23 protein-coding genes are annotated in these 23,451 nt (G+C 69.7%); 20 read left to right on the top strand and 3 right to left on the bottom strand.

Annotated features, from left to right (window positions below):
• A partial coding sequence (locus JAO81_RS22840) for a tetratricopeptide repeat protein (RefSeq protein WP_199549831.1) occupies positions 1-2,181 on the bottom strand: 2,181 nt, incomplete at its 3' end.
• A 197-nt stretch (positions 2,182-2,378) separates the two neighbouring features.
• Between JAO81_RS22840 and JAO81_RS22835 the strand changes: the two genes are divergently transcribed.
• The 14 genes from JAO81_RS22835 (at position 2,379) to nusB (ending at position 15,755) form a co-directional block, all read left to right on the top strand.
• Positions 2,379-2,831, top strand: a complete 453-nt coding sequence (locus JAO81_RS22835) for a DUF948 domain-containing protein (protein ID WP_199549784.1) — start codon at positions 2,379-2,381, stop codon at positions 2,829-2,831.
• A 7-nt stretch (positions 2,832-2,838) separates the two neighbouring features.
• Positions 2,839-3,207 (top strand): DUF6167 family protein, encoded by a 369-nt coding sequence (locus JAO81_RS22830; protein ID WP_199549783.1) that lies wholly within the window; start codon positions 2,839-2,841, stop codon positions 3,205-3,207.
• Positions 3,207-5,876: an alanine--tRNA ligase gene (alaS, locus tag JAO81_RS22825; protein WP_199549782.1), complete on the top strand. Its 2,670-nt coding sequence runs from the start codon at positions 3,207-3,209 to the stop codon at positions 5,874-5,876. The genes JAO81_RS22830 and alaS overlap by 1 nt, the downstream gene beginning before the upstream one ends.
• Positions 5,876-6,349 (top strand): Holliday junction resolvase RuvX, encoded by a 474-nt coding sequence (ruvX, locus tag JAO81_RS22820; RefSeq protein ID WP_199549781.1) that lies wholly within the window; start codon positions 5,876-5,878, stop codon positions 6,347-6,349. Before alaS ends, ruvX begins: the two co-directional genes overlap by 1 nt.
• Before the next feature lie 122 nt (positions 6,350-6,471).
• Complete coding sequence (mltG, locus tag JAO81_RS22815) at positions 6,472-8,229, top strand: endolytic transglycosylase MltG (protein WP_199549780.1); 1,758 nt, start codon at positions 6,472-6,474, stop codon at positions 8,227-8,229.
• Positions 8,229-9,059 carry a shikimate dehydrogenase gene (locus tag JAO81_RS22810; RefSeq protein ID WP_199549779.1) on the top strand — a complete coding sequence of 277 codons (831 nt, stop codon included), beginning with the start codon at positions 8,229-8,231 and terminating at the stop codon, positions 9,057-9,059. Before mltG ends, JAO81_RS22810 begins: the two co-directional genes overlap by 1 nt.
• Before the next feature lie 40 nt (positions 9,060-9,099).
• On the top strand, positions 9,100-9,447 hold the full coding sequence (locus JAO81_RS22805; RefSeq protein ID WP_199549778.1) for a hypothetical protein: 348 nt from the start codon (positions 9,100-9,102) through the stop codon (positions 9,445-9,447).
• Positions 9,448-9,576: 129 nt separating this feature from the next.
• Positions 9,577-10,761 carry a chorismate synthase gene (aroC, locus tag JAO81_RS22800; protein WP_199549777.1) on the top strand — a complete coding sequence of 395 codons (1,185 nt, stop codon included), beginning with the start codon at positions 9,577-9,579 and terminating at the stop codon, positions 10,759-10,761.
• Positions 10,758-11,270 (top strand): shikimate kinase, encoded by a 513-nt coding sequence (locus JAO81_RS22795; RefSeq protein ID WP_199549776.1) that lies wholly within the window; start codon positions 10,758-10,760, stop codon positions 11,268-11,270. The genes aroC and JAO81_RS22795 overlap by 4 nt, the downstream gene beginning before the upstream one ends.
• On the top strand, positions 11,267-12,361 hold the full coding sequence (gene aroB, locus JAO81_RS22790) for a 3-dehydroquinate synthase (RefSeq protein WP_199549775.1): 1,095 nt from the start codon (positions 11,267-11,269) through the stop codon (positions 12,359-12,361). The genes JAO81_RS22795 and aroB overlap by 4 nt, the downstream gene beginning before the upstream one ends.
• Positions 12,362-12,556: 195 nt before the next feature.
• On the top strand, positions 12,557-13,507 hold the full coding sequence (locus JAO81_RS22785; RefSeq protein ID WP_199549774.1) for a Pro-rich N-terminal domain-containing protein: 951 nt from the start codon (positions 12,557-12,559) through the stop codon (positions 13,505-13,507).
• Between the two features lie 88 nt (positions 13,508-13,595).
• On the top strand, positions 13,596-14,702 hold the full coding sequence (locus tag JAO81_RS22780) for an aminopeptidase P family protein (RefSeq protein WP_199549773.1): 1,107 nt from the start codon (positions 13,596-13,598) through the stop codon (positions 14,700-14,702).
• A 49-nt stretch (positions 14,703-14,751) separates the two neighbouring features.
• Positions 14,752-15,318, top strand: coding sequence for an elongation factor P (gene efp / locus JAO81_RS22775; RefSeq protein ID WP_165330561.1), 567 nt, complete (start codon positions 14,752-14,754; stop codon positions 15,316-15,318).
• 2 nt (positions 15,319-15,320) lie between these two features.
• Positions 15,321-15,755 (top strand): transcription antitermination factor NusB, encoded by a 435-nt coding sequence (gene nusB, locus JAO81_RS22770; protein ID WP_199549772.1) that lies wholly within the window; start codon positions 15,321-15,323, stop codon positions 15,753-15,755.
• Between the two features lie 85 nt (positions 15,756-15,840).
• Here nusB and JAO81_RS22765 read toward each other — a convergent pair whose 3' ends face one another.
• Together JAO81_RS22765 and bldD are read right to left on the bottom strand one after the other, a co-directional pair.
• Positions 15,841-16,170, bottom strand: a complete 330-nt coding sequence (locus JAO81_RS22765; protein WP_199549771.1) for a cyclic-phosphate processing receiver domain-containing protein — start codon at positions 16,168-16,170, stop codon at positions 15,841-15,843.
• Between the two features lie 170 nt (positions 16,171-16,340).
• Positions 16,341-16,841, bottom strand: a complete 501-nt coding sequence (bldD, locus tag JAO81_RS22760) for a transcriptional regulator BldD (protein WP_093608484.1) — start codon at positions 16,839-16,841, stop codon at positions 16,341-16,343.
• Positions 16,842-17,069: 228 nt separating this feature from the next.
• Between bldD and pyrR the strand changes: the two genes are divergently transcribed.
• The 6 genes from pyrR to carB form a co-directional block, all read left to right on the top strand.
• Complete coding sequence (pyrR, locus tag JAO81_RS22755; RefSeq protein ID WP_199549770.1) at positions 17,070-17,648, top strand: bifunctional pyr operon transcriptional regulator/uracil phosphoribosyltransferase PyrR; 579 nt, start codon at positions 17,070-17,072, stop codon at positions 17,646-17,648.
• A 103-nt stretch (positions 17,649-17,751) separates the two neighbouring features.
• Positions 17,752-18,732 carry an aspartate carbamoyltransferase catalytic subunit gene (locus JAO81_RS22750; protein WP_199549769.1) on the top strand — a complete coding sequence of 327 codons (981 nt, stop codon included), beginning with the start codon at positions 17,752-17,754 and terminating at the stop codon, positions 18,730-18,732.
• A gap of 2 nt (positions 18,733-18,734) precedes the next feature.
• Entirely contained in the window at positions 18,735-20,021 is a 1,287-nt protein-coding gene (locus JAO81_RS22745) for a dihydroorotase (RefSeq protein WP_199549768.1), read from the top strand.
• On the top strand, positions 20,018-20,635 hold the full coding sequence (locus JAO81_RS22740) for a hypothetical protein (RefSeq protein ID WP_199549767.1): 618 nt from the start codon (positions 20,018-20,020) through the stop codon (positions 20,633-20,635). The genes JAO81_RS22745 and JAO81_RS22740 overlap by 4 nt, the downstream gene beginning before the upstream one ends.
• On the top strand, positions 20,632-21,780 hold the full coding sequence (gene carA / locus JAO81_RS22735; protein WP_199549766.1) for a glutamine-hydrolyzing carbamoyl-phosphate synthase small subunit: 1,149 nt from the start codon (positions 20,632-20,634) through the stop codon (positions 21,778-21,780). The genes JAO81_RS22740 and carA overlap by 4 nt, the downstream gene beginning before the upstream one ends.
• Positions 21,773-23,451: carbamoyl-phosphate synthase large subunit (gene carB / locus JAO81_RS22730; protein ID WP_199549765.1), on the top strand; the 1,679-nt coding region annotated here is incomplete at its 3' end. The genes carA and carB, both read left to right, overlap by 8 nt.

The following is a 23,451-nucleotide window of genomic DNA, read 5'->3' as shown; positions in this document are numbered from 1 at the left end:
GCCGCGGGTGGGCCCCTCCAGCGGCCAGCCCCCCCCCTCCCCGCCCTGGGTGGGGGAGCCGGCGGGCTTTCGCGTTTCGCGGCTCGGGCGCGGCACGCTCACCCGTGGGGTGGGCGGGGCGGAGGTGTGGTGCGTGGCCAGCGCCCGCTCCACCGCCTCGTCGAGGGTGAGCGCCTTGCCCTGCGCGATGCACCGCTCGTAGCGCGCCCGCCCGAGCAGCTCGCCGGCCTGCTGCCGGCACAACGCCCGCGGCGAGCTGAAGTAGCCCGACCCGAACAGCGGCAGACCGACCGAACCCCACACCGGCTCGGCGGCGCCCTGCAAGACGGCTGCCTCCGCGGGGTCGCCCTCGCTGGCCGTGACCAGGGCGAGCAGTTCGATCGCGAGCACCAGGCCCACCAGATCGTGGAAGGTGTGGTCGATCTTGATGCACTCGCGCAGCAGTTCACGGGCGCGGACGAACTCCCCGCGCGTCCAGGCCGCGTACGCAAGGACATACAGCGCGTACGCCCGGGTCCAGCGTTCCCCGTGCTCGCGGCAGATCTCCTCGACCTCTTCGCAGAGCCGCAGCGCGCCCGCCAAGTCCCCCTGGAAGACCAGGGACATGGCGAGCTCGACCTGGCCCATCAGGACGTTGCTGTTGAGTTCGCCGAGCTCCCGATAGCGCTCGATGGCCTCGCGGATCAGTACCTCCGCACGCTCCATGTCGTCGGAGATCAGCGCGAGACAGCCGGTGCGATGGATGGCGTACGCGGCGGCCAGGGGGTTGCCGGTGCGGTCGGCCTCGTCGCGGCACTCCTGCAGCGCGGCCAGCGCGTCCACGGTGTCGCCCTGCAGGATCGCCACGTAGCCGAGCACCCACAGCGCCTTGAGGCGGGACTCCGGATAGTCCTCGGCGCCGTCGAGTTCGACACTGCGGTCCAGCCAGTGCCGGCCTTCCGCGAGACGGCCGCAGCCGACCCAGTAGAACCAGAGCGTGCCCGCCAGGTACTGACCGAGATGGGTCTCCTCGGGCTCGGTCAGACAGAACTCCAACGCGGTCCGCAGATTGGGCAGTTCACTCTCGATACGGGTGGCGACGGCGGCCTGCCGCGGTGAGAACCAGTCGAGTTCGCACCAGGTGGCCAGGCCCATGTACCAGTCGCGGTGCCGGCGCCGCATCCGGCCGCCGTCCCCGGCCGACTCCAGCCATTCGCCGCCGTACGCCCGCACGGTGTCGAGCATCCGGTAGCGCACACCGGTCGGTGACTCCTCGCGGGTGAGCACGGACCGGTCGAGCAGCTCGCCGAGTACGTCGAGGACGTCCTCGGAGGGCAGGCCGTGACCGCCGCACACGTACTCCGCGGCATCGAGGTCGAACGGGCCGGAGAACACCGACAGGCGCGCCCAGAGCAGCCGCTGGACCGGGCTGCAGAGCTCGTGGCTCCAGCCGATCGCCGTCCGCAGGGTCTGGTGACGGGGGAGCGCGCCGCTGCTGCCGCCGGTCAGGAGCGCGAAACGGTCGTCGAGCCGCTGGAGCAGCTGCTCCGGGGACAGGGCGCGCAGCCGGCCCGCGGCCAGCTCCACGGCCAGCGGGATGCCGTCCAGGCGCCGGCAGACCTCGACGAGTGTTTCGTCCTCGGCGGCGGGGCCGGTCAGTGCCGCACGCTCGGCGAGCAGCACGGCCGCGTCCTGCGCGGGCAGCGGGCCGAGCGCGAGCACGCGCTCGCCCTCGACATTCAGCGCGCGGCGCCCCGCGGCGAGCACCGTGAGCCCGGGGGAGCGGCGCAGCAGTTCACGCACCAGAGGGCCGCAGGCGTCGGCCAGGTGCTCAAACCCGTCGATGACGAGCAGCAGTTCACGGTCGGCGAGATGGTCGAGCAGGACGGACCGGGGCGGGCGCCCGGTGTGGTCGGTCAGACCGAAGGTCTCGATGAGCGCGTGCTCGACCAGATCCGCCTCGCGCAGCGACGCCAGCTCCACCAGCCAGGCGCCGTCGGCCTGCCCGCGGCACCTCCCCGCCGCCCGCAGCGCGAGACGGGACTTCCCGACACCGCCGGGGCCGACCACCGTGATCAGCCGCGCCGCGCCCATCAGGGCGGCGAGCTCGGCCAGTTCGGTCGTGCGTCCGACGAAGGTGTCGAGTTCCAGAGGGAGATTGCCCGAGGGCGGGCCCGGCAAAGGGCGCTGAGACCGTCGCATGGGGAACGCAGCGTACTCAGCCATGCGCACTCCGTACAACCGGATCCCGCAACTCCCCTCGTGGTGAGCGGGAATCCGGTACGGTCCGCCAGGCGCGGCGCGATAAGGTCTGACGACGACTTATCCAATGGCCGACAAGGCTCGCAAGCCCCCAGGAGCTCAGAGCTCCGGGCCCCGACAGCAGAGAGCGGTGCAGCGTGACCGGTGGAGAGGTGGCCGGGATTCTCGTGGCCGTCTTCTGGGCGATCCTGGTCTCGTTCCTCGCCGTCGCGCTGGCGAGGCTCGCACAGACGCTCAAGGCGACCACCAAGCTCGTGGCGGACGTGACCGAGCAGGCCGTGCCGCTGCTCTGTGACGCCTCGGCGACCGTGCGCTCCGCGCAGACCCAGCTCGACCGGGTCGACGCCATCGCCACGGACGTCCAGGAGGTCACCTCCAACGCCTCCGCCCTGTCCACCACGGTCGCCTCCACCTTCGGCGGCCCCCTCGTGAAGGTCGCGGCCTTCGGATACGGGGTGCGGCGGGCCGTCGCCGGGCGCAAGGGCGACGCGGACGTGCCGCGCAAGGCACCCAGGCGTACCGTGATCGTGGGCCGGGCGGTGCCTGCCGCCCGCCGGGGCAAGCGGAACGACAGGAACGCGAGGGACTGACGCAGCCATGTTCCGCCGTACGTTCTGGTTCACCGCGGGCGCAGCCGCCGGCGTGTGGGCCACCACCAAGGTCAATCGCAAAATCAAGCAGCTGACCCCCGAGAGCCTCGCGGCCCAGGCCGCGAACAAGGCGATCGACGCGGGCCACCGCCTCAAGGACTTCGCACTCGACGTCCGCGACGGCATGGCCCAGCGCGAGGCCGAACTCGGCGAGGCGCTCGGCCTCGAACACGACCCGGACGCCGAACTGCCCGCGCAGCGGCGTGTGGTCGCGATCGAGAACCACAAGCTGATTGCCGCGAAGCAGGACAAGAAGAACCCGAACTCGACGTACGAGAACGGCTCGTACACGTACAACCGGAATGAGGACCACTGATGGAGTCGGCTGAAATCCGCCGCCGCTGGCTGAGCTTCTTCGAGGAGCGTGGGCACAAGGTCGTGCCGTCGGCGTCGCTGATCGCAGACGACCCGACGCTGCTCCTCGTCCCCGCCGGCATGGTGCCGTTCAAGCCCTACTTCCTGGGCGAGACCAAGCCGCCGGCCCCGCGCGTGACCAGCGTGCAGAAGTGCGTGCGCACGCCGGACATCGAAGAGGTCGGCAAGACCACCCGGCACGGCACGTTCTTCCAGATGTGCGGCAACTTCTCCTTCGGCGACTACTTCAAGGAAGGCGCCATCAAGTACGCCTGGGAGCTGCTCACCAGCCCCCAGGACAAGGGTGGTTACGGCCTGGAGCCCGAGAAGCTCTGGATCACCGTCTACCTGGACGACGACGAGGCCGAGCGCATCTGGCACGAGGTCGTCGGCGTGCCGAAGGAGCGCATCCAGCGCCTGGGCAAGAAGGACAACTTCTGGTCCATGGGCGTCCCCGGTCCCTGCGGCCCCTGCTCCGAGATCAACTACGACCGCGGTCCCGAGTTCGGCGAAGAGGGCGGCCCGGCGGTCAACGACGAGCGCTACGTGGAGATCTGGAATCTGGTCTTCATGCAGTACGAGCGCGGCCCGGGCACCGGCAAGGACGACTTCGAGATCCTCGGTGACCTGCCCTCGCAGAACATCGACACCGGTCTCGGCCTCGAGCGCCTCGCCATGATCCTGCAGGGCGTACAGAACATGTACGAGACGGACACCCTGCGCGTCGTCATGGACAAGGCCACCGAGCTGACCGGTGTCCGTTACGGCGCCGACAAGGGCTCGGACGTCTCGCTGCGTGTGGTCGCCGACCACATCCGCACCTCGGCGATGCTCATCGGCGACGGCGTCACCCCCGGCAACGAGGGCCGCGGCTACGTGCTGCGCCGCATCATGCGCCGCGCCATCCGCAACATGCGTCTGATGGGCGCCACCGGGCCGGTCGTCCAGGACCTGATCGGCGTCGTGATCGACACGATGGGTCAGCAGTACTCCGAGCTCGTCACCGACCGCAAGCGCATCGAGACCGTCGCCCTCGCCGAAGAGGCCGCCTTCCTCAAGGCGATCAAGGGCGGCACCAACATCCTCGACACCGCCGTCACCGAGACCAAGGCCGCCGGCGGTACGGTCCTCGCCGGCGACAAGGCGTTCCTGCTCCACGACACCTGGGGCTTCCCGATCGACCTCACCCTCGAAATGGCCGCCGAACAGGGCCTTTCCGTGGACGAGGACGGCTTCCGCCGCCTGATGAAGGAACAGCGCGACCGCGCCAAGGCGGACGCCCAGGCGAAGAAGACCGGTCACGCGGACATGTCCGGCTACCGCGAGATCGCGGACAACGCCGGTGCCACCGACTTCATCGGCTACACCTCCACCGAGGGCGAGTCCAAGGTCGTCGGCATCCTCGTCAACGGTGTGCCCTCGCCCGCCGCCGTCGAGGGCGACGAGGTCGAGATCGTCCTCGACCGCACCCCGTTCTACGCGGAGGGCGGCGGCCAGATCGGCGACACCGGCCGGATCAAGCTGCACTCCGGCGCGGTCGTCGAGGTCCGCGACTGCCAGAAGCCCGTCCCCGGTGTCTACGTCCACAAGGGCGTCGTCCAGGTCGGCGAGGTCACCGTAGGCGCCCCGGCGCAGGCGATCATCGACATCACCCGCCGCCGCGCCATCGCCCGCGCCCACTCCGCCACGCACCTGACCCACCAGGCACTGCGCGACGCACTGGGCCCGCAGGCCGCCCAGGCCGGTTCCGAGAACCAGCCGGGCCGCTTCCGCTTCGACTTCGGCTCCCCGTCCGCCGTCCCGACGGCCGTCATGACCGACGTCGAGCAGAAGATCAACGAAGTCCTCTCCCGTGAACTCGACGTCCAGGCCGAGGTCATGAGCATCGACGAGGCCAAGAAGCAGGGCGCCATCGCCGAGTTCGGCGAGAAGTACGGCGAGCGCGTGCGCGTCGTCACCATCGGCGACTTCTCCAAGGAGCTGTGCGGCGGTACGCACGTCCACAACACCGCCCAGCTCGGCCTGGTCAAGCTGCTCGGCGAGTCGTCGATCGGCTCCGGTGTGCGCCGTATCGAGGCCCTCGTCGGTGTCGACGCGTACAACTTCCTCGCCCGTGAGCACACGGTCGTCGCCCAGATCCAGGAACTGGTCAAGGGCCGCCCCGAGGAGCTCCCCGAGAAGATCTCCTCCATGCTCGGCAAGCTGAAGGACGCCGAGAAGGAGATCGAGAAGTTCCGCGCGGAGAAGGTCCTGCAGGCCGCGGCCGGTCTCGCCCAGGGCGCCTCCGATGTACGGGGTGTGGCCCTGGTGACCGGTCAGGTGCCCGACGGCACCGGCGCCGACGACCTGCGCAAGCTGGTCCTCGACGTGCGCGGCCGCATCCCCGGCGACCGCCCGGCCGTCGTCGCCCTGTTCACCACGGCCAACGGCAAGCCCCTCACGGTCATCGCCACCAACGAGGCCGCCCGTGAGCGCGGCCTCAAGGCCGGCGACCTGGTGCGCACCGCAGCCAAGACCCTCGGCGGCGGTGGCGGCGGCAAGCCGGACGTCGCCCAGGGCGGCGGTCAGAACCCGGCCGCCATCGGCGAGGCCATGGCCGCCGTCGAACGTCTCGTGGCCGAGACCGCCTGATGACACTCCTGAGGCGAGGTCGCCGACTGGCGATCGATGTCGGGGACGCCCGGATCGGGGTCGCTTCGTGCGACCCCGACGGGATCCTCGCCACCCCGGTGGAGACCGTGCCGGGGCGCGATGTCCCGGCCGCCCACCGTCGTCTGGGGCAGCTCGTCGAGGAGTACGAACCCATCGAGGTGGTGGTCGGACTGCCTCGCTCCCTCAACGGGGGCGAGGGTCCGGCCGCGGCCAAGGTGCGGGCCTTCGCCCAGGAGCTCGCGAAGGGGATCGCACCGATTCCCGTACGTCTGGTGGACGAGAGGATGACCACAGTGACGGCCAGTCAGGGACTGCGCGCCTCGGGCGTGAAGTCCAAAAAGGGTCGTTCTGTCATCGACCAGGCTGCCGCTGTGGTGATCCTCCAGAACGCTCTGGAGTCCGAACGGGCGTCAGGTAAAGCACCGGGCGAGGGCGTCGAAGTGGTCATCTGATCGCGATACGGTAACGTTCCGCGCGATGCGCCGGTGTTCGAACAAGAGGCGTGTGCAGGAGAGGCGGAAACGGATCCGGGTGCACAGCGTCCGGCGGCCGCCTCGCGGCTTGTAGGGGATCGATGACTGAGTATGGCCGGGGCCAAGGTCCCGAACCGTGGCATCCCGAGGACCCGTTGTACGGGGACCAGGGATGGTCAGGACAGCAGGCCTCCGGTGGCCAGAGTCCGTACGGCGGCCAGCCGCAGCAGCACTACCCGCAGCAACCGCAGCAGCACCAGCCGCAGCAGCATCAACCGTACGACACGGGTCAGTACGACACGGGTCAGTACGACACCGGCCAGCACGGCTACCCGACGTATGACACCGGTCAGCAGTCCGCGTACGGCGGGGGTTCGAACGCCTCGTACGACACGGGCCAGCAGGCCTCCTACGGCGGCGGTGCGCAGGGCGGTTACCCGCAGCACGACTACAACGGCGGCTGGGACACGGGTCAGCAGCCCGCCTACGGCGCGGAACCCGACCCCTACGGGCAGCCCGCGCAGTACGGCGGCGAGCGCCCCGACCACTACCGCACGCCCGAGGCCTACCCGCCGCCGCAGCCTCCGGGCCGCCGCCGTGCGGTGCCCGAGCAGAAGCCCGACTGGGACCCGGGTCCCGACCAGGGCGAGCACGCGTTCTTCGCCGGCGGCGGGGACGACGGCGACGACTACGACGATGACGACCGCGGACGCGGCGGCGGTGGTGGTCGCGGCGATCGCAGAGGCCGTGGCGGCAAGGGCGGCAAGAAGCGCCGCAGCGGCTGCGCCTGCCTCGTCGTGGCGGCGGTGTTCGCCGGTGGTATCGGCGGCATCGGCTACTTCGGCTACCAGTTCTACCAGGACCGTTTCGGGGCGGCCGAGGACTACTCGGGCAGTGGCAACGGCGAGACGGTGTCCGTGCTCATTCCCAAGGGCGCGGGCGGCAACCAGATCGGCTCGATCCTCAAGAACGCCGGAGTGGTGGCCAGCGTCGAGGCGTTCGCCGCCGCCCAGGCGGACAACCCGAAGGGCCTGGGCATCCAGGAAGGCGCGTACACCCTCCAGAAGGAGATGTCCGCCGAGTCCGCGGTCGCGCTGATGCTCGACCCGAAGAGCCGCAACAACCTCATGATCATCCCCGGTGACCGCAACTCCAAGATCTACAAGGAGATCGACAAGCGCACCGGGCAGAAGGCGGGCACCACGGCGGCCTACGCCAAGGAGCACTGGAAGGAGCTCGGCCTGCCCAAGTGGGCCGAGACCCCGAACAAGGACGTCAAGGACCCGCTCGAGGGCTACCTGCGCCCGGACACGTACGCGGTGTCCGAGGGCATGAAGTCCGAAGAAGTCCTCAAGAAGATGGTCGCGGGCACGACCGCGCTGCTCGAGGGCTACAACCTCGAGACCAAGGCGAAGGACCTGGGCCTCGACAACCCGATCGACGTCCTCACCGTGGCGAGCATTGTGCAGAAGGAAGGCCACAAGCAGGACTTCGGGAAGATCTCGCGGGTCATCTACAACCGCAAGAGTCTCGACAACCCGGAGACCTACGGCCTCCTGGACATGGACTCCACGGTCAACTACGTCAAGGGCGAGTCCAAGCTCGGTACCGGTTCCGTCGACGAACTGCGCCAGATCAAGGACCCGTACAACACGTACTGGGCCGGCGCCAAGGGTCTGCCGCCGGGTCCGATCAGCACCTTCAGCAAGGATGCGCTCGAAGCGGCCATCAACCCGGTCAAGGGCAAATGGAACTACTTCGTCTCGATCAATGCGAACGAAACACTGTTCGCCGTGACGAACGCGGAACACGAGCGCAACCGTCAGAAGTACCTCGACGCACAGAAGAATAACGACTGATGGCAGACGTGCGACGGCGAGTCGCGGTACTCGGCTCGCCCATCGCCCACTCGCTCTCGCCGGTGCTGCACCGCGCGGCGTACGAGCGGCTGGGCTTGCGTGACTGGTCGTACGAGCGCTTCGAAGTCGATGAGGCTGGGTTGCCCGGCTTCCTCGACGGGCTCGGTGAGGAGTGGGCGGGGCTGTCCCTGACCATGCCGCTCAAGCGGGCTGTGTTGCCGCTGCTCGACGAGGTCAGTGAGACGGCCGCGTCGGTGGAGGCCGTGAACACGGTCGTGCTCACCGAGGACGGCCGTCGCGTCGGTGACAACACGGACATTCCCGGGATCGTCGAGGCGCTGCGTGAACACGGCGTCGAACAGGTGGAGTCGGCGGCGATCCTCGGCCCCGGCGCCACCCCTTCCTCGGCGCTCGCGGCACTGTCCCGCGTATGTACGGGTGAGGTCGTCGCGTACGTACGCAGCGAGGCGCGCGCCCTGGAGATGAAGCACTGGGGCGAGCGGCTCGACGTCGAGGTGCGTACGGCGTCCTGGAGCGACGCGGCGGCTGCTCTTGAAGCGCCGTTGGTGATCGCCACGACGCCCGCGGGGACGACCGACGAACTGGCGCAGTCCGTGCCCGAGCGGCCGGGCACGCTCTTCGACGTCCTCTACGAGCCGTGGCCCACCGAACTGGCAGCGCGCTGGTCGATGTTCGGCGGTGCGGTGGTCAGCGGTCTCGATCTCCTGGTGCACCAGGCGGTGCTGCAGGTCGAGCAGATGACGGGACGCTCGCCCGCCCCGCTCGGCGCGATGCGGGCCGCGGGGGAGCGGGCGCTGGCGGAGCGCTAGGATCCCGGCGTTCGCGTTGTGATCCCGTGGGGGGACGTTCATGGATACCGGTGTGTCGCTGGCCTCGATCGGCAGCAAGATTTTCGACGGGTTGCTCGGGTTTCTGCCCGACTGGATCCAGATCACCGTCGTGGCCCTGGTGCTGCTCGCCCTGGTGGCGAGCTGGGTCGTGAAGATCAAGCGGAAGATCGACCGTCGACGGGCGCGGAGGCAGGGGCTGCCGGCCCAGGCGGCCGCGCCGACCGGGCAGCGGTCGGGAGCCGACTACCTCGGCCCGTACGCGCCGGGTGCCCAGCAGAGCGCGCCGCCTCAGCAGAGCCCGGGCAGCGGCGCCGACTTCCTCGGCAGCTACGCCCCCCAGCAGGACTCCGCGCGGCGCGAGGGCTGAGACGGGCGTCCGCCTGCTGGACCGGCGGCCGGTGCAGGGTGCCGGTCGTGGGAGGATCTAGGCAGGCGGGCCAGGGCCGCGCACCCGGTCGCGCCGCCGCTGTACCAGGCGCGAGCATGAGGAGCACCGTTGAGCAGGTTGCGTTGGCTGACCGCGGGCGAGTCCCACGGCCCCGCACTCGTGGCGACCCTTGAGGGGCTGCCCGCGGGCGTCCCGATCACCACCGAGATGGTGGCGGACCACCTGGCGAGGCGGCGGCTCGGCTATGGACGCGGCGCGCGGATGAAGTTCGAGCAGGACGCGATCACGTTCCTCGGCGGCGTGCGCCACGGTCTGTCGATGGGCTCCCCGGTCGCGATCATGGTGGGCAACACCGAGTGGCCCAAGTGGGAGCAGGTCATGTCGGCCGATCCGGTCGACCCCGAGATCCTCGACGGTCTCGCGCGCAACGCCCCGCTGACCCGCCCGCGTCCCGGCCATGCCGACCTCGCGGGCATGCAGAAGTACGGCTTCGACGAGGCCCGGCCGATTCTGGAGCGGGCGAGTGCGCGGGAGACCGCGGCGCGCGTCGCACTCGGCGCGGTCGCGCGGTCGTACCTCAAGGAGACGGCGGGCATCGAGATCGTCAGCCACGTCGTCGAACTGGCCGCCGCCAAGGCCCCGTACGGCGTCTACCCGACCCCGGCCGATGTCGAGAAGCTCGACGCCGACCCCGTGCGCTGCCTCGACGCCGACGCGTCGAAGGCGATGGTCGCGGAGATCGACCAGGCCCACAAGGACGGCGACACCCTCGGCGGTGTGGTCGAGGTGCTCGCGTACGGCGTGCCCGTCGGTCTCGGCTCACATGTGCACTGGGACCGGCGGCTCGACGCTCGGCTGGCCGCCGCGCTCATGGGCATCCAGGCCATCAAGGGCGTCGAGGTCGGCGACGGCTTCGACCTCGCGCGCGTGCCGGGCTCCAAGGCCCACGACGAGATCCTCCGGACCGAGGACGGCGTGAAGCGTTCCACCGGCCGCTCCGGCGGCACGGAAGGTGGTCTGACCACCGGTGAACTCCTGCGCGTACGGGCCGCGATGAAGCCCATCGCGACCGTGCCGCGCGCGCTCGCCACCATCGACGTGGCCACCGGCGAGGCCGCCAAGGCGCACCACCAGCGCTCCGACGTGTGTGCCGTGCCGGCCGCCGGCATCGTGGCCGAGGCCATGGTCGCCCTGGTGCTCGCGGACGCGGTGGCCGAGAAGTTCGGCGGCGACAGCGTTCCCGAGACGCGGCGCAACGTGCAGTCGTACCTCGACAACCTGCACATCCGATGAGCCCGCGGATCGTCCTCGTCGGCCCGATGGGCGTGGGCAAGACGACTGTCGGCGAACTGCTCGCCGAGCGGCTCGGCTGCACCTTCCGTGACACCGACGCGGACATCGTGGCCGCCCAGGGCCGGGAGATCGCGGACATCTTCCTCGACGAGGGCGAGCCGCACTTCCGCGAGCTGGAGCGCGCGGCGGTACGGGATGCGCTCGCCGGTCACGACGGAGTGCTCGCCCTCGGTGGTGGCGCCGTGCTCGACGAGGGTACGCGGGCGTTGCTCGCCGAGCACACGGTCGTCTATCTGTCGATGGATGTCGACGAGGCCGTCAAACGCACCGGTCTGAACGCGGCCCGCCCGCTGCTCATGATCAACCCGCGCAAGCAGTGGCGTGAACTCATGGAAGCGCGCCGCCCCTTGTACCAGGAAGTCGCCCGCGTGGTGGTCGCCACCGACGGCCGGGCCCCCGAAGAGGTCGCCGAAGCGGTCCTCGAAGCACTGGAGTTGAAGCAGGCATGACCGAGCAGCAGGTGACCCGGATCCAGGTCGGCGGTACGGCCGGGAGCGATCCGTACGAGGTGCTCGTCGGGCGCTCGCTGCTCGGAGAGCTCGGTGGCCTGATCGGCAAGAAGGCGCAGCGGGTCGCGGTCATCCACCCCGAGGCGCTGGCCGAGACGGGCGACGCGCTGCGGGCCGACCTCGCCGAACAGGGCTACGAGGCGGTGGCCATCCAGGTGCCCAACGCCGAGGAGGCCAAGACCGCCGAGGTCGCCGCGTACTGCTGGAAGGCGCTCGGTCAGACCGGGTTCACGCGCACCGACGTGATCGTCGGCGTCGGTGGCGGCGCGACCACGGACCTCGCCGGGTTCGTGGCGGCCACGTGGCTGCGCGGCGTGCGCTGGGTCGCCGTGCCGACGACCGTGCTGGGCATGGTGGACGCGGCGGTCGGCGGCAAGACCGGGATCAACACCGCCGAGGGCAAGAACCTCGTCGGCTCCTTCCACCCGCCGGCCGGGGTGCTCTGCGACCTCGCCGCGCTCGACTCGCTGCCGGTCAACGACTACGTGTCCGGGCTCGCCGAGATCATCAAGGCCGGTTTCATCGCCGACCCGGTGATCCTCGACCTGATCGAGCAGGACCCCGAGGCGGCGCGTACGCCCGCGGGCCCGCACACCGCCGAGCTGATCGAGCGGTCGATCCGCGTCAAGGCCGAGGTCGTCTCCAGCGACCTCAAGGAGTCCGGGCTGCGCGAGATCCTCAACTACGGGCACACGCTGGCCCATGCGATCGAGAAGAACGAGCGCTACAAGTGGCGGCACGGCGCCGCGGTCTCCGTCGGCATGGCCTTTGCCGCCGAACTCGGCCGTCTCGCGGGCCGGTTGGACGACGCGACGGCCGACCGGCACCGCAGTGTCCTCGAGTCCGTCGGACTGCCGCTGACGTACCGCTATGACCAGTGGCCCAAGCTGCTCGAGACGATGAAGGTGGACAAGAAGTCCCGCGGCAATCTGCTGCGTTTCATCGTCCTGGACGGGCTGGCGAAGCCGTCGGTTCTCGAAGGTCCCGACCCGGCGATTCTGCTCGCCGCGTACGGTGAAGTTTCTTCGTAATCAAGCCATTCGGGCACTTCTGTCCGCCCCCGGACGTTCACACAACGGCGGCCGGGGGCGGTACCGTTCCGTAGGCCCAGTCGCCGGAAAAGCGTCCGGCTGCCGCGAGGAGACACCCTGGGACCCGACGCCGAGTTCCGCCCGACCAGGCGCCCGACCAGCGCCGGTCGCAGTTACGAGACGGAGTGGCACCGGATGCAGCACGCAGTGGGCAACCCGCTGCCGCCGCCCCATCAGCCGGGGCATGGACCGGCCGGACCGCACCAGGTTCCGCCGGGGGCCGGATCGATGCCCCAGGGTTCCGTCCCAAAGGCCGCTTCCCCCCCGACTCGCCCCGTCCCCCCCCCCGCCCCGGCGGGCCCCCCGCCGCCGGGGGTGGCCCCGCCTCCGGCCGGTCCGCCCGCGGCCACTTTCCACAACGGTCCCGCGCCGCAGCCGGCCCCGGCCCCGCAGCGCGCTCCCGCCCCGCACCAGCCTCTGCAGCCGGCGCCGCCTTCGCGTGACACGACCGGACATGTGCAGCTGCCGCCCGGCGGCCCTGTCGCCGTGCCGAGTCCGCCGCAGGGCCAGGCGCCGGTGGACACCGGGGCGACAACGTTGGCCGTGCTCCTGATCGGCCCCGCCGGTGCGGGCAAGACCTCCGTCGCCAAGTACTGGGCCGAACACCGCCGGGTGCCCACGGCGCACATCAGCCTCGATGACGTACGGGAATGGGTGCGCTCGGGGTTCGCCGACCCCCAGACCGGGTGGAACGACCACTCGGAGGCCCAGTACCGCCTCGCCCGCCGCACCTGCGGCTTCGCGGCGCGCAACTTCCTGGCGAACGGGATCTCCTGCATCCTCGACGACGCGGTCTTCCCGGACCGGCCGGTCGTCGGCCTCGGAGGCTGGAAGCGGCACGTGGGTCCCGGGCTGCTGCCCGTGGTCCTGCTGCCCGGCCTGGAGATCGTCCTGGAGCGCAATGCCCAGCGCAGCGGCAACCGGCGGCTCACGGACGAGGAAGTCGCCCGGATCCACGGCCGGATGGCCGGCTGGTACGGCTCGGGGCTGCCCATCATCGACAACTCGCACTATGACGTGCCGACCACGGCGCGGGTCCTGGACGAGGTCCTCGCCCGGTCGATAGCGAGCCCGCCGCAGTGGTGAGGGCCTGAGGGCTCTTGCTCCGAGCCCGTGGCGCCCGGTCGGACGCGCTGACCGGGCAGCCGCGCGCCATCGTTCGTACGCTCGGCTCATGTCAGAGGTGTACGCGGCCCGCAGGGAACGGCTGAGGGAACAGTGCACGGCCGGTGGCAGCGCCGCGGCCGTCGTGACCCAGCCCGCCAACGTCCGTTATCTCGCGGGCGCTTCGCCCCAGGGAGCCGTGCTGCTGCTCGGCCCCCGCGAGGATCTGCTGCTCTGCAGCAAGGTGCCGACCGGGGAGCCCGTGGAAGGCAGGCCGGAGGAGCACCTGGGGGGGAGGGCCCCCGGGGCGCGGGACGGCGCCGGGCCCGTCGCCGCCGCCGACCTCGCCGCGGCCGCGGGCGCCGAGTCGCTCGCCGTCGAAGAGCACCATCTGACGGTCGCCCGCCACCGTGCGCTCACCTCCGTCGCGCCCCGGCTGCGCCTGGCCGACCTGGGCGGCGCGGTCGAGCAGCTGCGGCTTGTCAAGGACGACGAGGAGATCTCGTACCTCCGTATCGCCTCGGAAATCACCGACCAGGCGCTCGGTGAACTCCTCGAATCGATCCTCGTCGGACGCACCGAACGCCATCTGGCCCTCGAACTCGAGCGCCGCCTCGTCGACCACGGCGCCGACGGCCCGGCGTTCGCCACCTCTGTCGGCACCGGTCCGAACTCGGGGCGCGGCGGCCACCGCCCGTCCGACCGCAGGGTCGAGGAGGGCGATTTCCTCTCCGTCTGCCTCGGCGCCAACTATCGGGGCTACCGCTGCGAGATCGGCCGCACCTTCGTCATCGGTACGTCTCCGGCCGACTGGCAGATCGAGTTGTACGACCTGGTTTTCGCTGCGCAGCGGGCCGGGCGAGAGGCCCTCGCACCGGGTGTGGCCTACCGGGATGTGGACCATGCGGCCCGGCAGGTACTGGACTCCGCCGGGTACGCGGAACAGCTCCCCGCGGTCACCGGACACGGTGTCGGGCTCGAAATCGGAGAGGACCCGAAGTTGGCCCCCACGGCCATGGGTAAACTGGACGCTTGCGTGCCGGTCACCGTCGAACCGGGGGTACACCTCCCGGGACGGGGTGGTGTCCGGATCGATGACACGCTCGTCGTACGCCCCGAGGCGGACGGCGGACCCGAGCTACTCACCATCACGACCAAGGAGCTGCTCGCGCTGTAGCGCGGCGTGCCCTCGGTCCCATCCAGTCCAGTCCAGGAGATCCGCAACCGTGGCTTCCACGAACGACCTCAAGAACGGCATGGTGCTCAAGCTCGACGGGGGCCAGCTCTGGTCCGTCGTCGAGTTCCAGCACGTCAAGCCCGGCAAGGGCCCGGCCTTCGTGCGCACCAAGCTCAAGAACGTGATGTCCGGCAAGGTCGTCGACAAGACGTTCAACGCCGGCGTGAAGGTCGAGACGGCCACCATCGACAAGCGCGACATGCAGTTCTCCTACATGGACGGCGAGTACTTCGTCTTCATGGACATGGAGACCTACGACCAGCTGCACGTCGACAAGAAGGCTGTCGGCGACGCCGCCAACTTCCTGATCGAGGGCTTCACCGCCTCCGTCGCGCAGCACGAGGGCTCGGTGCTCTTCGTCGAGCTGCCGGCCGCCGTCGAGCTCGTCATCCAGGAGACCGAGCCGGGCGTCCAGGGCGACCGCTCCACCGGTGGCACCAAGCCGGCGACGCTGGAGACCGGTCACCAGATCCAGGTCCCGCTGTTCATCACCACGGGCGAGAAGATCAAGGTCGACACCCGTGACAGCGGCTACCTCGGCCGGGTGAACAGCTAACCGTGGCTGCCCGTAATACGGCTCGTAAGCGCGCCTTCCAGATCCTCTTCGAGGCCGACCAGCGCGATGCCTCCGTGCCCACGGTCCTCGCGGACTGGATCCGGCTCTCCCGGTCGGACACGCGGCAGCCGCCCGTCAGCGAGTACACGATGGAGCTCGTCGAGGGGTACGTGCAGCATGCCGCGCGTATCGACGAGCTGATCGCCCAGTACTCGGTCGGCTGGACGCTCGACCGCATGCCCGCCGTGGACCGCAACATCCTGCGGCTCGGTGCCTATGAGCTGGTCTGGGTCGACGGGACGCCGGACGCAGTCGTGCTCGACGAGGCCGTGCAGCTCGCCAAGGAGTTCTCCACGGACGAGTCGCCTTCCTTCATCAACGGCCTCCTGGGCCGCCTGAAGGACCTCAAGCCGTCTCTGCGCCGGGACGAGGCGTAGTCCCGTACCGGTCGGGACACGAAAGGGTATCACCTACCCTTCCCTCGCGCGACGCTTGCTGCGTCGCGGGCCTTTCGCGCTCCTGTCAGACCGCCGTCCGGCGCACGCGGTAGTTCCAGCGGGTGAGCGAGCGGACGACGGTTTCGGCGCCGATGGGGTTGGCGCTGTGCACGAAGACCGTTCCGATACGGAAGGGGCGGCCGCTGAAGGCTGCCTCCTCCAACAGGGTCACGACCGGCATGATGCTGTCCTCGCCGCCGAGATCGTGGTCGAGCCACAGCTCGTCGATGTAGGTGTCGCAGTGCTCGCGCAGGAGCTCCACGCCTTCGCGGCTGGTCCGGGCGATGCGGGTCGCGTGCGGGAGCTGGCGGAGGTCGTCGATGCCGAGGATGACGGGTGGCGGGTCGTGCGTCACGCGCTCATCATCACAGTGCCGCAGCCGTGAACACCAGCCGATAACGGGTGCCTTGGCGTACCAAGCTCTGGCCAAGGGGGTGTGGGGGTGTCGGTGAGTTCAGGCCAACGAAAAGCCGCCTGGGCGGGACCGTGAGGTCCCGCCCAGGCGGCACGTTTCTGCAGAGAGGCTCAGGCCTCTTCGTGGGCCACCGCGCGGCGGGCGTCGGCGTCCAGGACGCCCCAGCTGATGAGCTGCTCGGTGAGGACCGAGGGCGACTGGTCGTAGATGACGGCGAGGGTGCGCAGGTCGTCCTGGCGGATCGAGAGGACCTTGCCGTTGTAGTCGCCGCGCTGCGACTGGATGGTCGCGGCATAGCGCTGCAGCGGTCCGGCCTTCTCCTGCGGGACGTGCGCGAGACGCTCGAGGTCAAGGACCAGCTTCGGCGGCGGCTCGGCGGCGCCACCGGGGGTCGTGCCCGGAAGGAGCTCCTGGACCGGCACCCCGTAGAAGTCGGCCAGCTCGGCCAGGCGCTGCACCGTCACGGCGCGGTCGCCACGCTCGTAGGACCCGACCACGACCGCCTTCCAGCGTCCCTGGGACTTCTCTTCCACACCGTGGAGGGAGAGGCCCTGCTGGGTGCGGATCGCTCGAAGCTTGGCCCCGAGCTGTTTGGCGTATTCGCTGGACATATAGCTCCCGGACACCGATTCGATCTGCGGCCGGTCCAAGCCTGCCGCATGGCTGGTAACTCACTGTGAGGTTACGCAGCGTTACGTCCATGCGTCAAGCCGAAAGGTCCGGACCGCCCCTTCGCAGGGGGTGTGATCTGGGCTGTTGCCAGGTGCTGGTAACGTGGTCCGCGCAATTAAGACGTCCTTTAAGGTCCGTCCCGTGAGGCGGAGAAGGAGGTCCTTTTCATGGACACACAGCAGAACTCCGATGCCGCCCGGCCCGTTCTCGAAGGCCCGGACATCGCGCGGGTCCTGACCCGCATCGCCCACGAGATCGTCGAACGCGCCAAGGGCGCCGACGATGTGGTGCTCCTCGGCATTCCGACCCGCGGCGTCTTCCTCGCCCGGCGCCTGGCCGCCAAGCTCGAAGAGATCACCGGTCGCAAGATCCCGGTCGGTTCCCTCGACATCACCATGTACCGCGACGACCTGCGGATGCATCCGCCGCGGGCCCTCGCGCGCACCGAGATCCCCTCCGACGGCCTCGACGGCCGGCTCGTCGTCCTCGTCGACGACGTGCTCTTCTCCGGCCGCACCATCCGCGCCGCCCTCGACGCCCTGAACGACATCGGCCGGCCGCGCGCCGTGCAGCTCGCCGTTCTGGTCGACCGCGGCCACCGCGAGCTGCCGATCCGCGCCGACTACGTCGGCAAGAACCTCCCGACGTCGCTGCGGGAGACGGTCAAGGTCCAGCTCGACGAGGAGGACGGCCGCGACGCCGTCCTGCTCGGCGAGAAGCAGACCTCCCCGGCAGGCGAGCGCTAGCACCCCGCGGTTCTTTTCCGACCGTTGTGTGCTTCCGCACGCCCGCATGCCCGTGAATCCGGGGAGACCCGGACCTTCTGAACTGCCCTACGGAGCCTTCCAGATGATGCGTCACCTCATCTCGGCCGCCGATCTCACCCGCGACGAAGCCGTCCTGATCCTCGACACCGCCGAGGAGATGGCCCGCGTCGCGGACCGGCCGATCAAGAAGCTGCCCGCGCTGCGCGGACGGACGATCTGCAACCTGTTCTTCGAGGACTCGACCCGTACCCGGATCTCCTTCGAGGCCGCCGAGAAGCGCCTGTCCGCGGACGTCATCAACTTCGCGGCCAAGGGTTCTTCGGTGTCCAAGGGCGAGTCCCTGAAGGACACCGCCCAGACGCTCGAGGCGATGGGCGTGGACGCCGTCGTCATCCGGCACGGCGCCTCCGGAGCCCCGTACCGCCTGGCGAACTCCGGCTGGATCGACGCCCCCGTCATCAACGCCGGTGACGGCACCCACCAGCACCCCACCCAGGCGCTGCTCGACGCGTTCACCATGCGGCGCCGGCTGCTCGGCCCCGACGCGGGCATCGGGCAGGACCTGTCCGGCAAGCGGATCACGGTCGTCGGCGACATCCTGCACAGCCGGGTGGCCCGCTCCAACGTGGATCTGCTGCACACCCTGGGCGCCCAGGTGACCCTGGTCGCGCCGCCCACGCTGCTGCCCGTCGGCATGGACTCCTGGCCCTGCGACGTCTCGTACGACCTGGACAGCACGCTGCCGAAGAGCGACGCCGTGATGATGCTGCGCGTGCAGCGCGAGCGCATGAACGCCGCCTTCTTCCCGACCGAGCGCGAATACAGCCGCCGCTACGGCCTGGACGGCGACCGCATGGCGAAGATGCCGGAGCACGCCATCGTGATGCACCCCGGCCCGATGGTCCGCGGCATGGAGATCACCGCCGAGGTCGCGGACTCCCCGCGCTGCACCGTCATCGAACAGGTCGCCAACGGCGTGCACACGCGCATGGCGGTCCTCTACCTGCTTCTGGGCGGGAACGAACCCGCCGTCACCCACGCCCGTATCGAGGAGAGCAAGTAACCATGAGCAAGATCCTTATCCGCGGTGCGAAGGTCCTGGGTGGCGAGCCGCAGGACGTGCTGATCGACGGCGAGACGATCGAGGCGGTCGGCACCGGCCTGAGCGCCGAGGGCGCGACGGTGATCGAGGCCGACGGCAAGGTGCTCCTGCCGGGTCTCGTCGACCTGCACACCCACCTGCGCGAGCCCGGCCGTGAGGACTCCGAGACCGTCCTGACCGGCACCAAGGCCGCCGCCCGCGGCGGCTGGACCGCCGTGCACGCGATGGCCAACACCTTCCCCGTCGCCGACACCGCCGGTGTCGTCGAGCAGGTCTGGCGCCTGGGCCGCGAGTCCGGCTACTGCGACGTACAGCCGGTCGGCGCCGTCACCGTGGGCCTGGAGGGCAAGCAGCTCGCCGAGCTCGGCGCGATGCACGAGTCCGCGGCCGGCGTCGTGGTCTTCTCCGACGACGGCAAGTGCGTGGACGACGCCGTGATCATGCGGCGCGCCCTGGAGTACGTGAAGGCCTTCGACGGTGTCGTCGCGCAGCCCCCCAGGGCCCCCCCCCCCACGGAGGGCCCCAAGAGGAACGAGGGCGCCGCCCCCGCCGAGCCCGCCCTGGGCGCCTGGCCGGCCGTCGCCGAGGAGTCGATCATCGCCCGCGATGTGCTGCTCGCCGAGCACGTCGGCTCCCGCGTGCACATCTGCCACCTGTCGACCGCCGGGTCCGTCGAGATCGTGCGCTGGGCCAAGTCCCGCGGCATCGACGTCACCGCCGAGGTCACCCCGCACCACCTGCTCCTGACGGACGAGATGGTGCGTACGTACAACCCGGTCTACAAGGTCAACCCGCCGCTGCGCACCGAGAACGACGTGATGGCGCTGCGCGAGGCCCTGGCCGACGGCACGATCGACATCGTCGCCACCGACCACGCCCCGCACCCGCACGAGGACAAGGACTGCGAGTGGGCCGCGGCCGCCATGGGCATGGTGGGCCTGGAGACCGCGCTGTCCGTGATCCAGCACACGATGGTCGACACCGGGCTGCTCGACTGGGCCGGCGTCGCCCAGCGCATGTCCGTGAACCCGGCGAGCATCGGTCGCCTGACCGGCCATGGACGTCCCGTCTCGGCAGGTGAGCCGGCCAACCTCACGCTGGTCGACCCGGCATACCGTGGTCCGGTGGACTCCGCGGAATTCGCCTCCCGCAGCCGCAACACCCCGTACGAGGGTCTCGAGCTGCCCGGACGCGTCACCCACACCTTCCTGCGGGGCCGCGCGACGGTCATCGACGGGAAGCTGGCGTGAGCACACTGATCACTTTTGCCGCTGAGCAGAAGTCTGCCGAGGTCACCGACTGGGCCGCACGGATCGGCTGGGTCGTCGGACTCCTGCTGTTCGTGGCGCTCCTCTACTGGCTGATGCGCCAGGGCTGGAAGTGGCGCGGCACGCTGCAGAGCGATCTGCCCGAGCTGCCCGCCCGCCCGTCGCCCGCCACCACCCTCAACGGAGGCGGCAAGCCGCCGCTGTCTGGAATGCCGTCCGGCACGGGTCCGGCGAAACTTGAGCTGAACGGCCGGTACCACGGATCCACCACGGCCGGGCAGTGGCTCGACCGGATCGTGGCCCACGGTCTCGGCACGCGCAGCCGCGTCGAGCTCACGCTCACGGACGCCGGTCTGGATGTCGTACGCCCTGGAGCACAGGACTTCTTCATCCCGGCCGCGAACCTGCGCGAGGCCCGGCTCGACAAGGGCATCGCGGGCAAGGTGCTCGCTGAGGGCGGCCTCCTGATCGTCACCTGGGAGCACGGCGACAAGCTCCTCGACTCGGGCTTCCGCTCCGACCACGCCGCCGAGCACGCGGCCTGGGTCGAAGCCATCAACTCCATGACCACCCACAGCACGGAAGGCGCACGATGACGACCTCCACCAGGGGAGCCCGCACGCAGGCCGCTCCCGCCGTACTCGTCCTGGAGGACGGCCGGATCTTCCGCGGCCGTTCCTACGGGGCCGTGGGGGAGACCTTCGGCGAAGCCGTGTTCTCCACCGGCATGACCGGCTACCAGGAGACCTTGACCGACCCCTCGTATCACCGTCAGGTCGTGGTGATGACGGCTCCGCACGTCGGTAATACGGGTGTGAATGACGAAGATCCCGAGTCGGGCCGGATCTGGGTCGCCGGTTATGTCGTACGTGACCCCGCCCGCGTTCCGTCGAACTGGCGGGCCAAGCGCACGCTGGACGAGGAGCTCGAGAACCAGGGCGTCGTCGGCATCTCCGGTATCGACACCCGGGCTCTGACCCGCCACCTGCGCGAGCGTGGCGCCATGCGCGTGGGCATCTTCTCCGGCGAGAAGGTCGCGGACGACGCGGCGCTCCTCGCCCGAGTCAAGGAAGCCCCGCAGATGAAGGGTGCGAACCTCTCTGCCGAGGTCGCCACCAAGGAGACCTACGTCGTCCCCGCGATCGGCACCAAGAAGTTCACGGTCGCTGCCGTGGACCTGGGCATCAAGGGGATGACGCCGCGGCGGATGGCTGAGCGGGGCATTGAGGTGCATGTGCTGCCGGCGACCGCGACGGTCGAGGACGTTTACGCCGTGAACCCGGACGGGGTGTTCTTCTCCAACGGTCCGGGTGACCCGGCTACGGCTGATGGTCCCGTTGCTGTGATGCGGGCGGTGTTGGAGCGTAAGACGCCGTTGTTCGGGATCTGCTTCGGTAACCAGATTCTGGGCCGGGCGCTCGGGTTCGGTACGTACAAGTTGAAGTACGGGCACCGGGGCATCAATCAGCCGGTGCAGGACCGTACGACCGGGAAGGTCGAGGTCACCGCGCACAACCACGGGTTCGCCGTGGACGCCCCGCTGGACAAGGTCTCGGACACTCCCTTCGGGCGCGCCGAGGTGTCCCATGTCTGCCTGAACGACCAGGTCGTCGAAGGTCTGCAGCTGCTCGATCAGCCGGCCTTCTCCGTCCAGTACCACCCCGAAGCTGCCGCGGGTCCGCATGACGCCGCGTACCTCTTCGACCGTTTCGTATCTCTGATGGAGGCCGAGCGTGCCTAAGCGCACCGATATCCAGTCCGTCCTGGTCATCGGCTCCGGCCCGATCGTGATCGGTCAGGCAGCCGAGTTCGACTACTCCGGCACCCAGGCCTGCCGGGTGCTGAAGGCCGAAGGCCTGCGGGTGATCCTGGTCAACTCGAACCCGGCCACGATCATGACCGACCCGGAGATCGCCGACGCCACGTATGTCGAGCCGATCACGCCCGAGTTCGTCGAGAAGATCATCGCCAAGGAGCGCCCCGACGCGCTGCTTCCCACCCTCGGTGGTCAGACCGCGCTCAACACGGCGATCTCCATGCACGAGCAAGGCGTCCTCGAGAAGTACGGCGTGGAGCTCATCGGCGCCAACGTCGAGGCGATCAACAAGGGCGAGGACCGCGACCTGTTCAAGGGCGTCGTCGAAGAGGTCAACAAGAAGATCGGGCACGGCGAGTCCGCCCGCTCGTACATCTGCCACTCGATGGACGACGTTCTCAAGGGCGTTGAGGAGCTGGGTGGTTACCCGGTCGTGGTCCGTCCGTCCTTCACGATGGGCGGCGCCGGTTCGGGTTTCGCGCATGACGAGGAGGAGCTGCGGCGGATCGCCGGTCAGGGTCTGACGCTGTCGCCGACCACCGAGGTGCTCCTGGAGGAGTCGATCCTGGGGTGGAAGGAGTACGAGCTGGAGCTGATGCGCGACAAGAACGACAACGTCGTGGTCGTCTGCTCCATCGAGAACTTCGACCCGATGGGTGTGCACACCGGTGACTCGATCACCGTCGCGCCGGCCATGACGCTCACCGACCGTGAGTATCAGCGGCTGCGGGATGTGGGTATCGCGATCATCCGTGAGGTGGGTGTCGACACCGGTGGCTGCAACATCCAGTTCGCGATCGACCCGGTCGACGGCCGCGTCATCGTGATCGAGATGAACCCGCGAGTGTCCCGCTCCAGCGCCCTGGCGTCGAAGGCCACCGGCTTCCCGATCGCGAAGATCGCCGCCAAGCTGGCCGTCGGCTACACGTTGGATGAGATCCCGAATGACATCACGGAGAAGACTCCGGCGTCGTTCGAGCCGACGCTCGACTATGTGGTGGTGAAGGCTCCGCGGTTCGCGTTCGAGAAGTTCCCCTCCGCCGATGCCACGCTGACGACGACCATGAAGTCGGTCGGTGAGGCGATGGCGATCGGCCGGAACTTCACCGAGGCCTTCCAGAAGGCGCTGCGGTCGCTGGAGAAGAAGGGCAGCCAGTTCTCCTTCGTGGGCCCGGTCGGCGACAAGGACGCCCTGTTGGCGGAGGCCGTCCGTCCCACGGACGGCCGGATCAACACGGTCATGCAGGCCATCCGCGCGGGCGCCACGCAGGAGGAGGTCTTCGAGTACACGAAGATCGATCCTTGGTTCGTGGACCAGCTCTTCCTCATCAAGGAAGTCGCCGACGAGCTCGCCGCCGCCGAGCGTCTGGATGCCGACCTGCTCGCCGAGGCCAAGCGGCACGGCTTCTCCGACGTCCAGATCGCCGAGATCCGCGGCCTGCGCGAGGACGTTGTCCGCGAGGTCCGGCATGCGCTGGGCGTGCGGCCTGTGTACAAGACGGTCGATACCTGTGCGGCCGAGTTCGCGGCGAAGACGCCGTACTTCTACTCCTCGTATGACGAGGAGAGTGAGGTCGCGCCGCGGACGAAGCCCGC

The sequence above is a fragment of the Streptomyces sp. N35 genome (genome assembly GCF_016464295.1).
Taxonomy (GTDB): Bacteria; Actinomycetota; Actinomycetes; order Streptomycetales; family Streptomycetaceae; genus Streptomyces.
Note: the sequence above shows the minus strand (reverse complement) of the source record. Positions and strands in the feature narration are given on the sequence as shown.

Coding starts and splice junctions, on each gene's coding strand:
- JAO81_RS22785 (WP_199549774.1), top strand. CDS start 12,557: ATGCAGCACGCAGTGGGCAACCCGCTGCCGCCGCCCCATCAGCCGGGG.
- alaS (WP_199549782.1), top strand. CDS start 3,207: ATGGAGTCGGCTGAAATCCGCCGCCGCTGGCTGAGCTTCTTCGAGGAG.
- JAO81_RS22810 (WP_199549779.1), top strand. CDS start 8,229: ATGGCAGACGTGCGACGGCGAGTCGCGGTACTCGGCTCGCCCATCGCC.
- mltG (WP_199549780.1), top strand. CDS start 6,472: ATGACTGAGTATGGCCGGGGCCAAGGTCCCGAACCGTGGCATCCCGAG.
- JAO81_RS22830 (WP_199549783.1), top strand. CDS start 2,839: ATGTTCCGCCGTACGTTCTGGTTCACCGCGGGCGCAGCCGCCGGCGTG.
- JAO81_RS22745 (WP_199549768.1), top strand. CDS start 18,735: ATGAGCAAGATCCTTATCCGCGGTGCGAAGGTCCTGGGTGGCGAGCCG.
- JAO81_RS22795 (WP_199549776.1), top strand. CDS start 10,758: ATGAGCCCGCGGATCGTCCTCGTCGGCCCGATGGGCGTGGGCAAGACG.
- pyrR (WP_199549770.1), top strand. CDS start 17,070: ATGGACACACAGCAGAACTCCGATGCCGCCCGGCCCGTTCTCGAAGGC.
- ruvX (WP_199549781.1), top strand. CDS start 5,876: ATGACACTCCTGAGGCGAGGTCGCCGACTGGCGATCGATGTCGGGGAC.
- carA (WP_199549766.1), top strand. CDS start 20,632: ATGACGACCTCCACCAGGGGAGCCCGCACGCAGGCCGCTCCCGCCGTA.
- JAO81_RS22805 (WP_199549778.1), top strand. CDS start 9,100: ATGGATACCGGTGTGTCGCTGGCCTCGATCGGCAGCAAGATTTTCGAC.
- bldD (WP_093608484.1), bottom strand. CDS start 16,841: ATGTCCAGCGAATACGCCAAACAGCTCGGGGCCAAGCTTCGAGCGATC.
- JAO81_RS22780 (WP_199549773.1), top strand. CDS start 13,596: ATGTCAGAGGTGTACGCGGCCCGCAGGGAACGGCTGAGGGAACAGTGC.
- JAO81_RS22750 (WP_199549769.1), top strand. CDS start 17,752: ATGATGCGTCACCTCATCTCGGCCGCCGATCTCACCCGCGACGAAGCC.
- aroB (WP_199549775.1), top strand. CDS start 11,267: ATGACCGAGCAGCAGGTGACCCGGATCCAGGTCGGCGGTACGGCCGGG.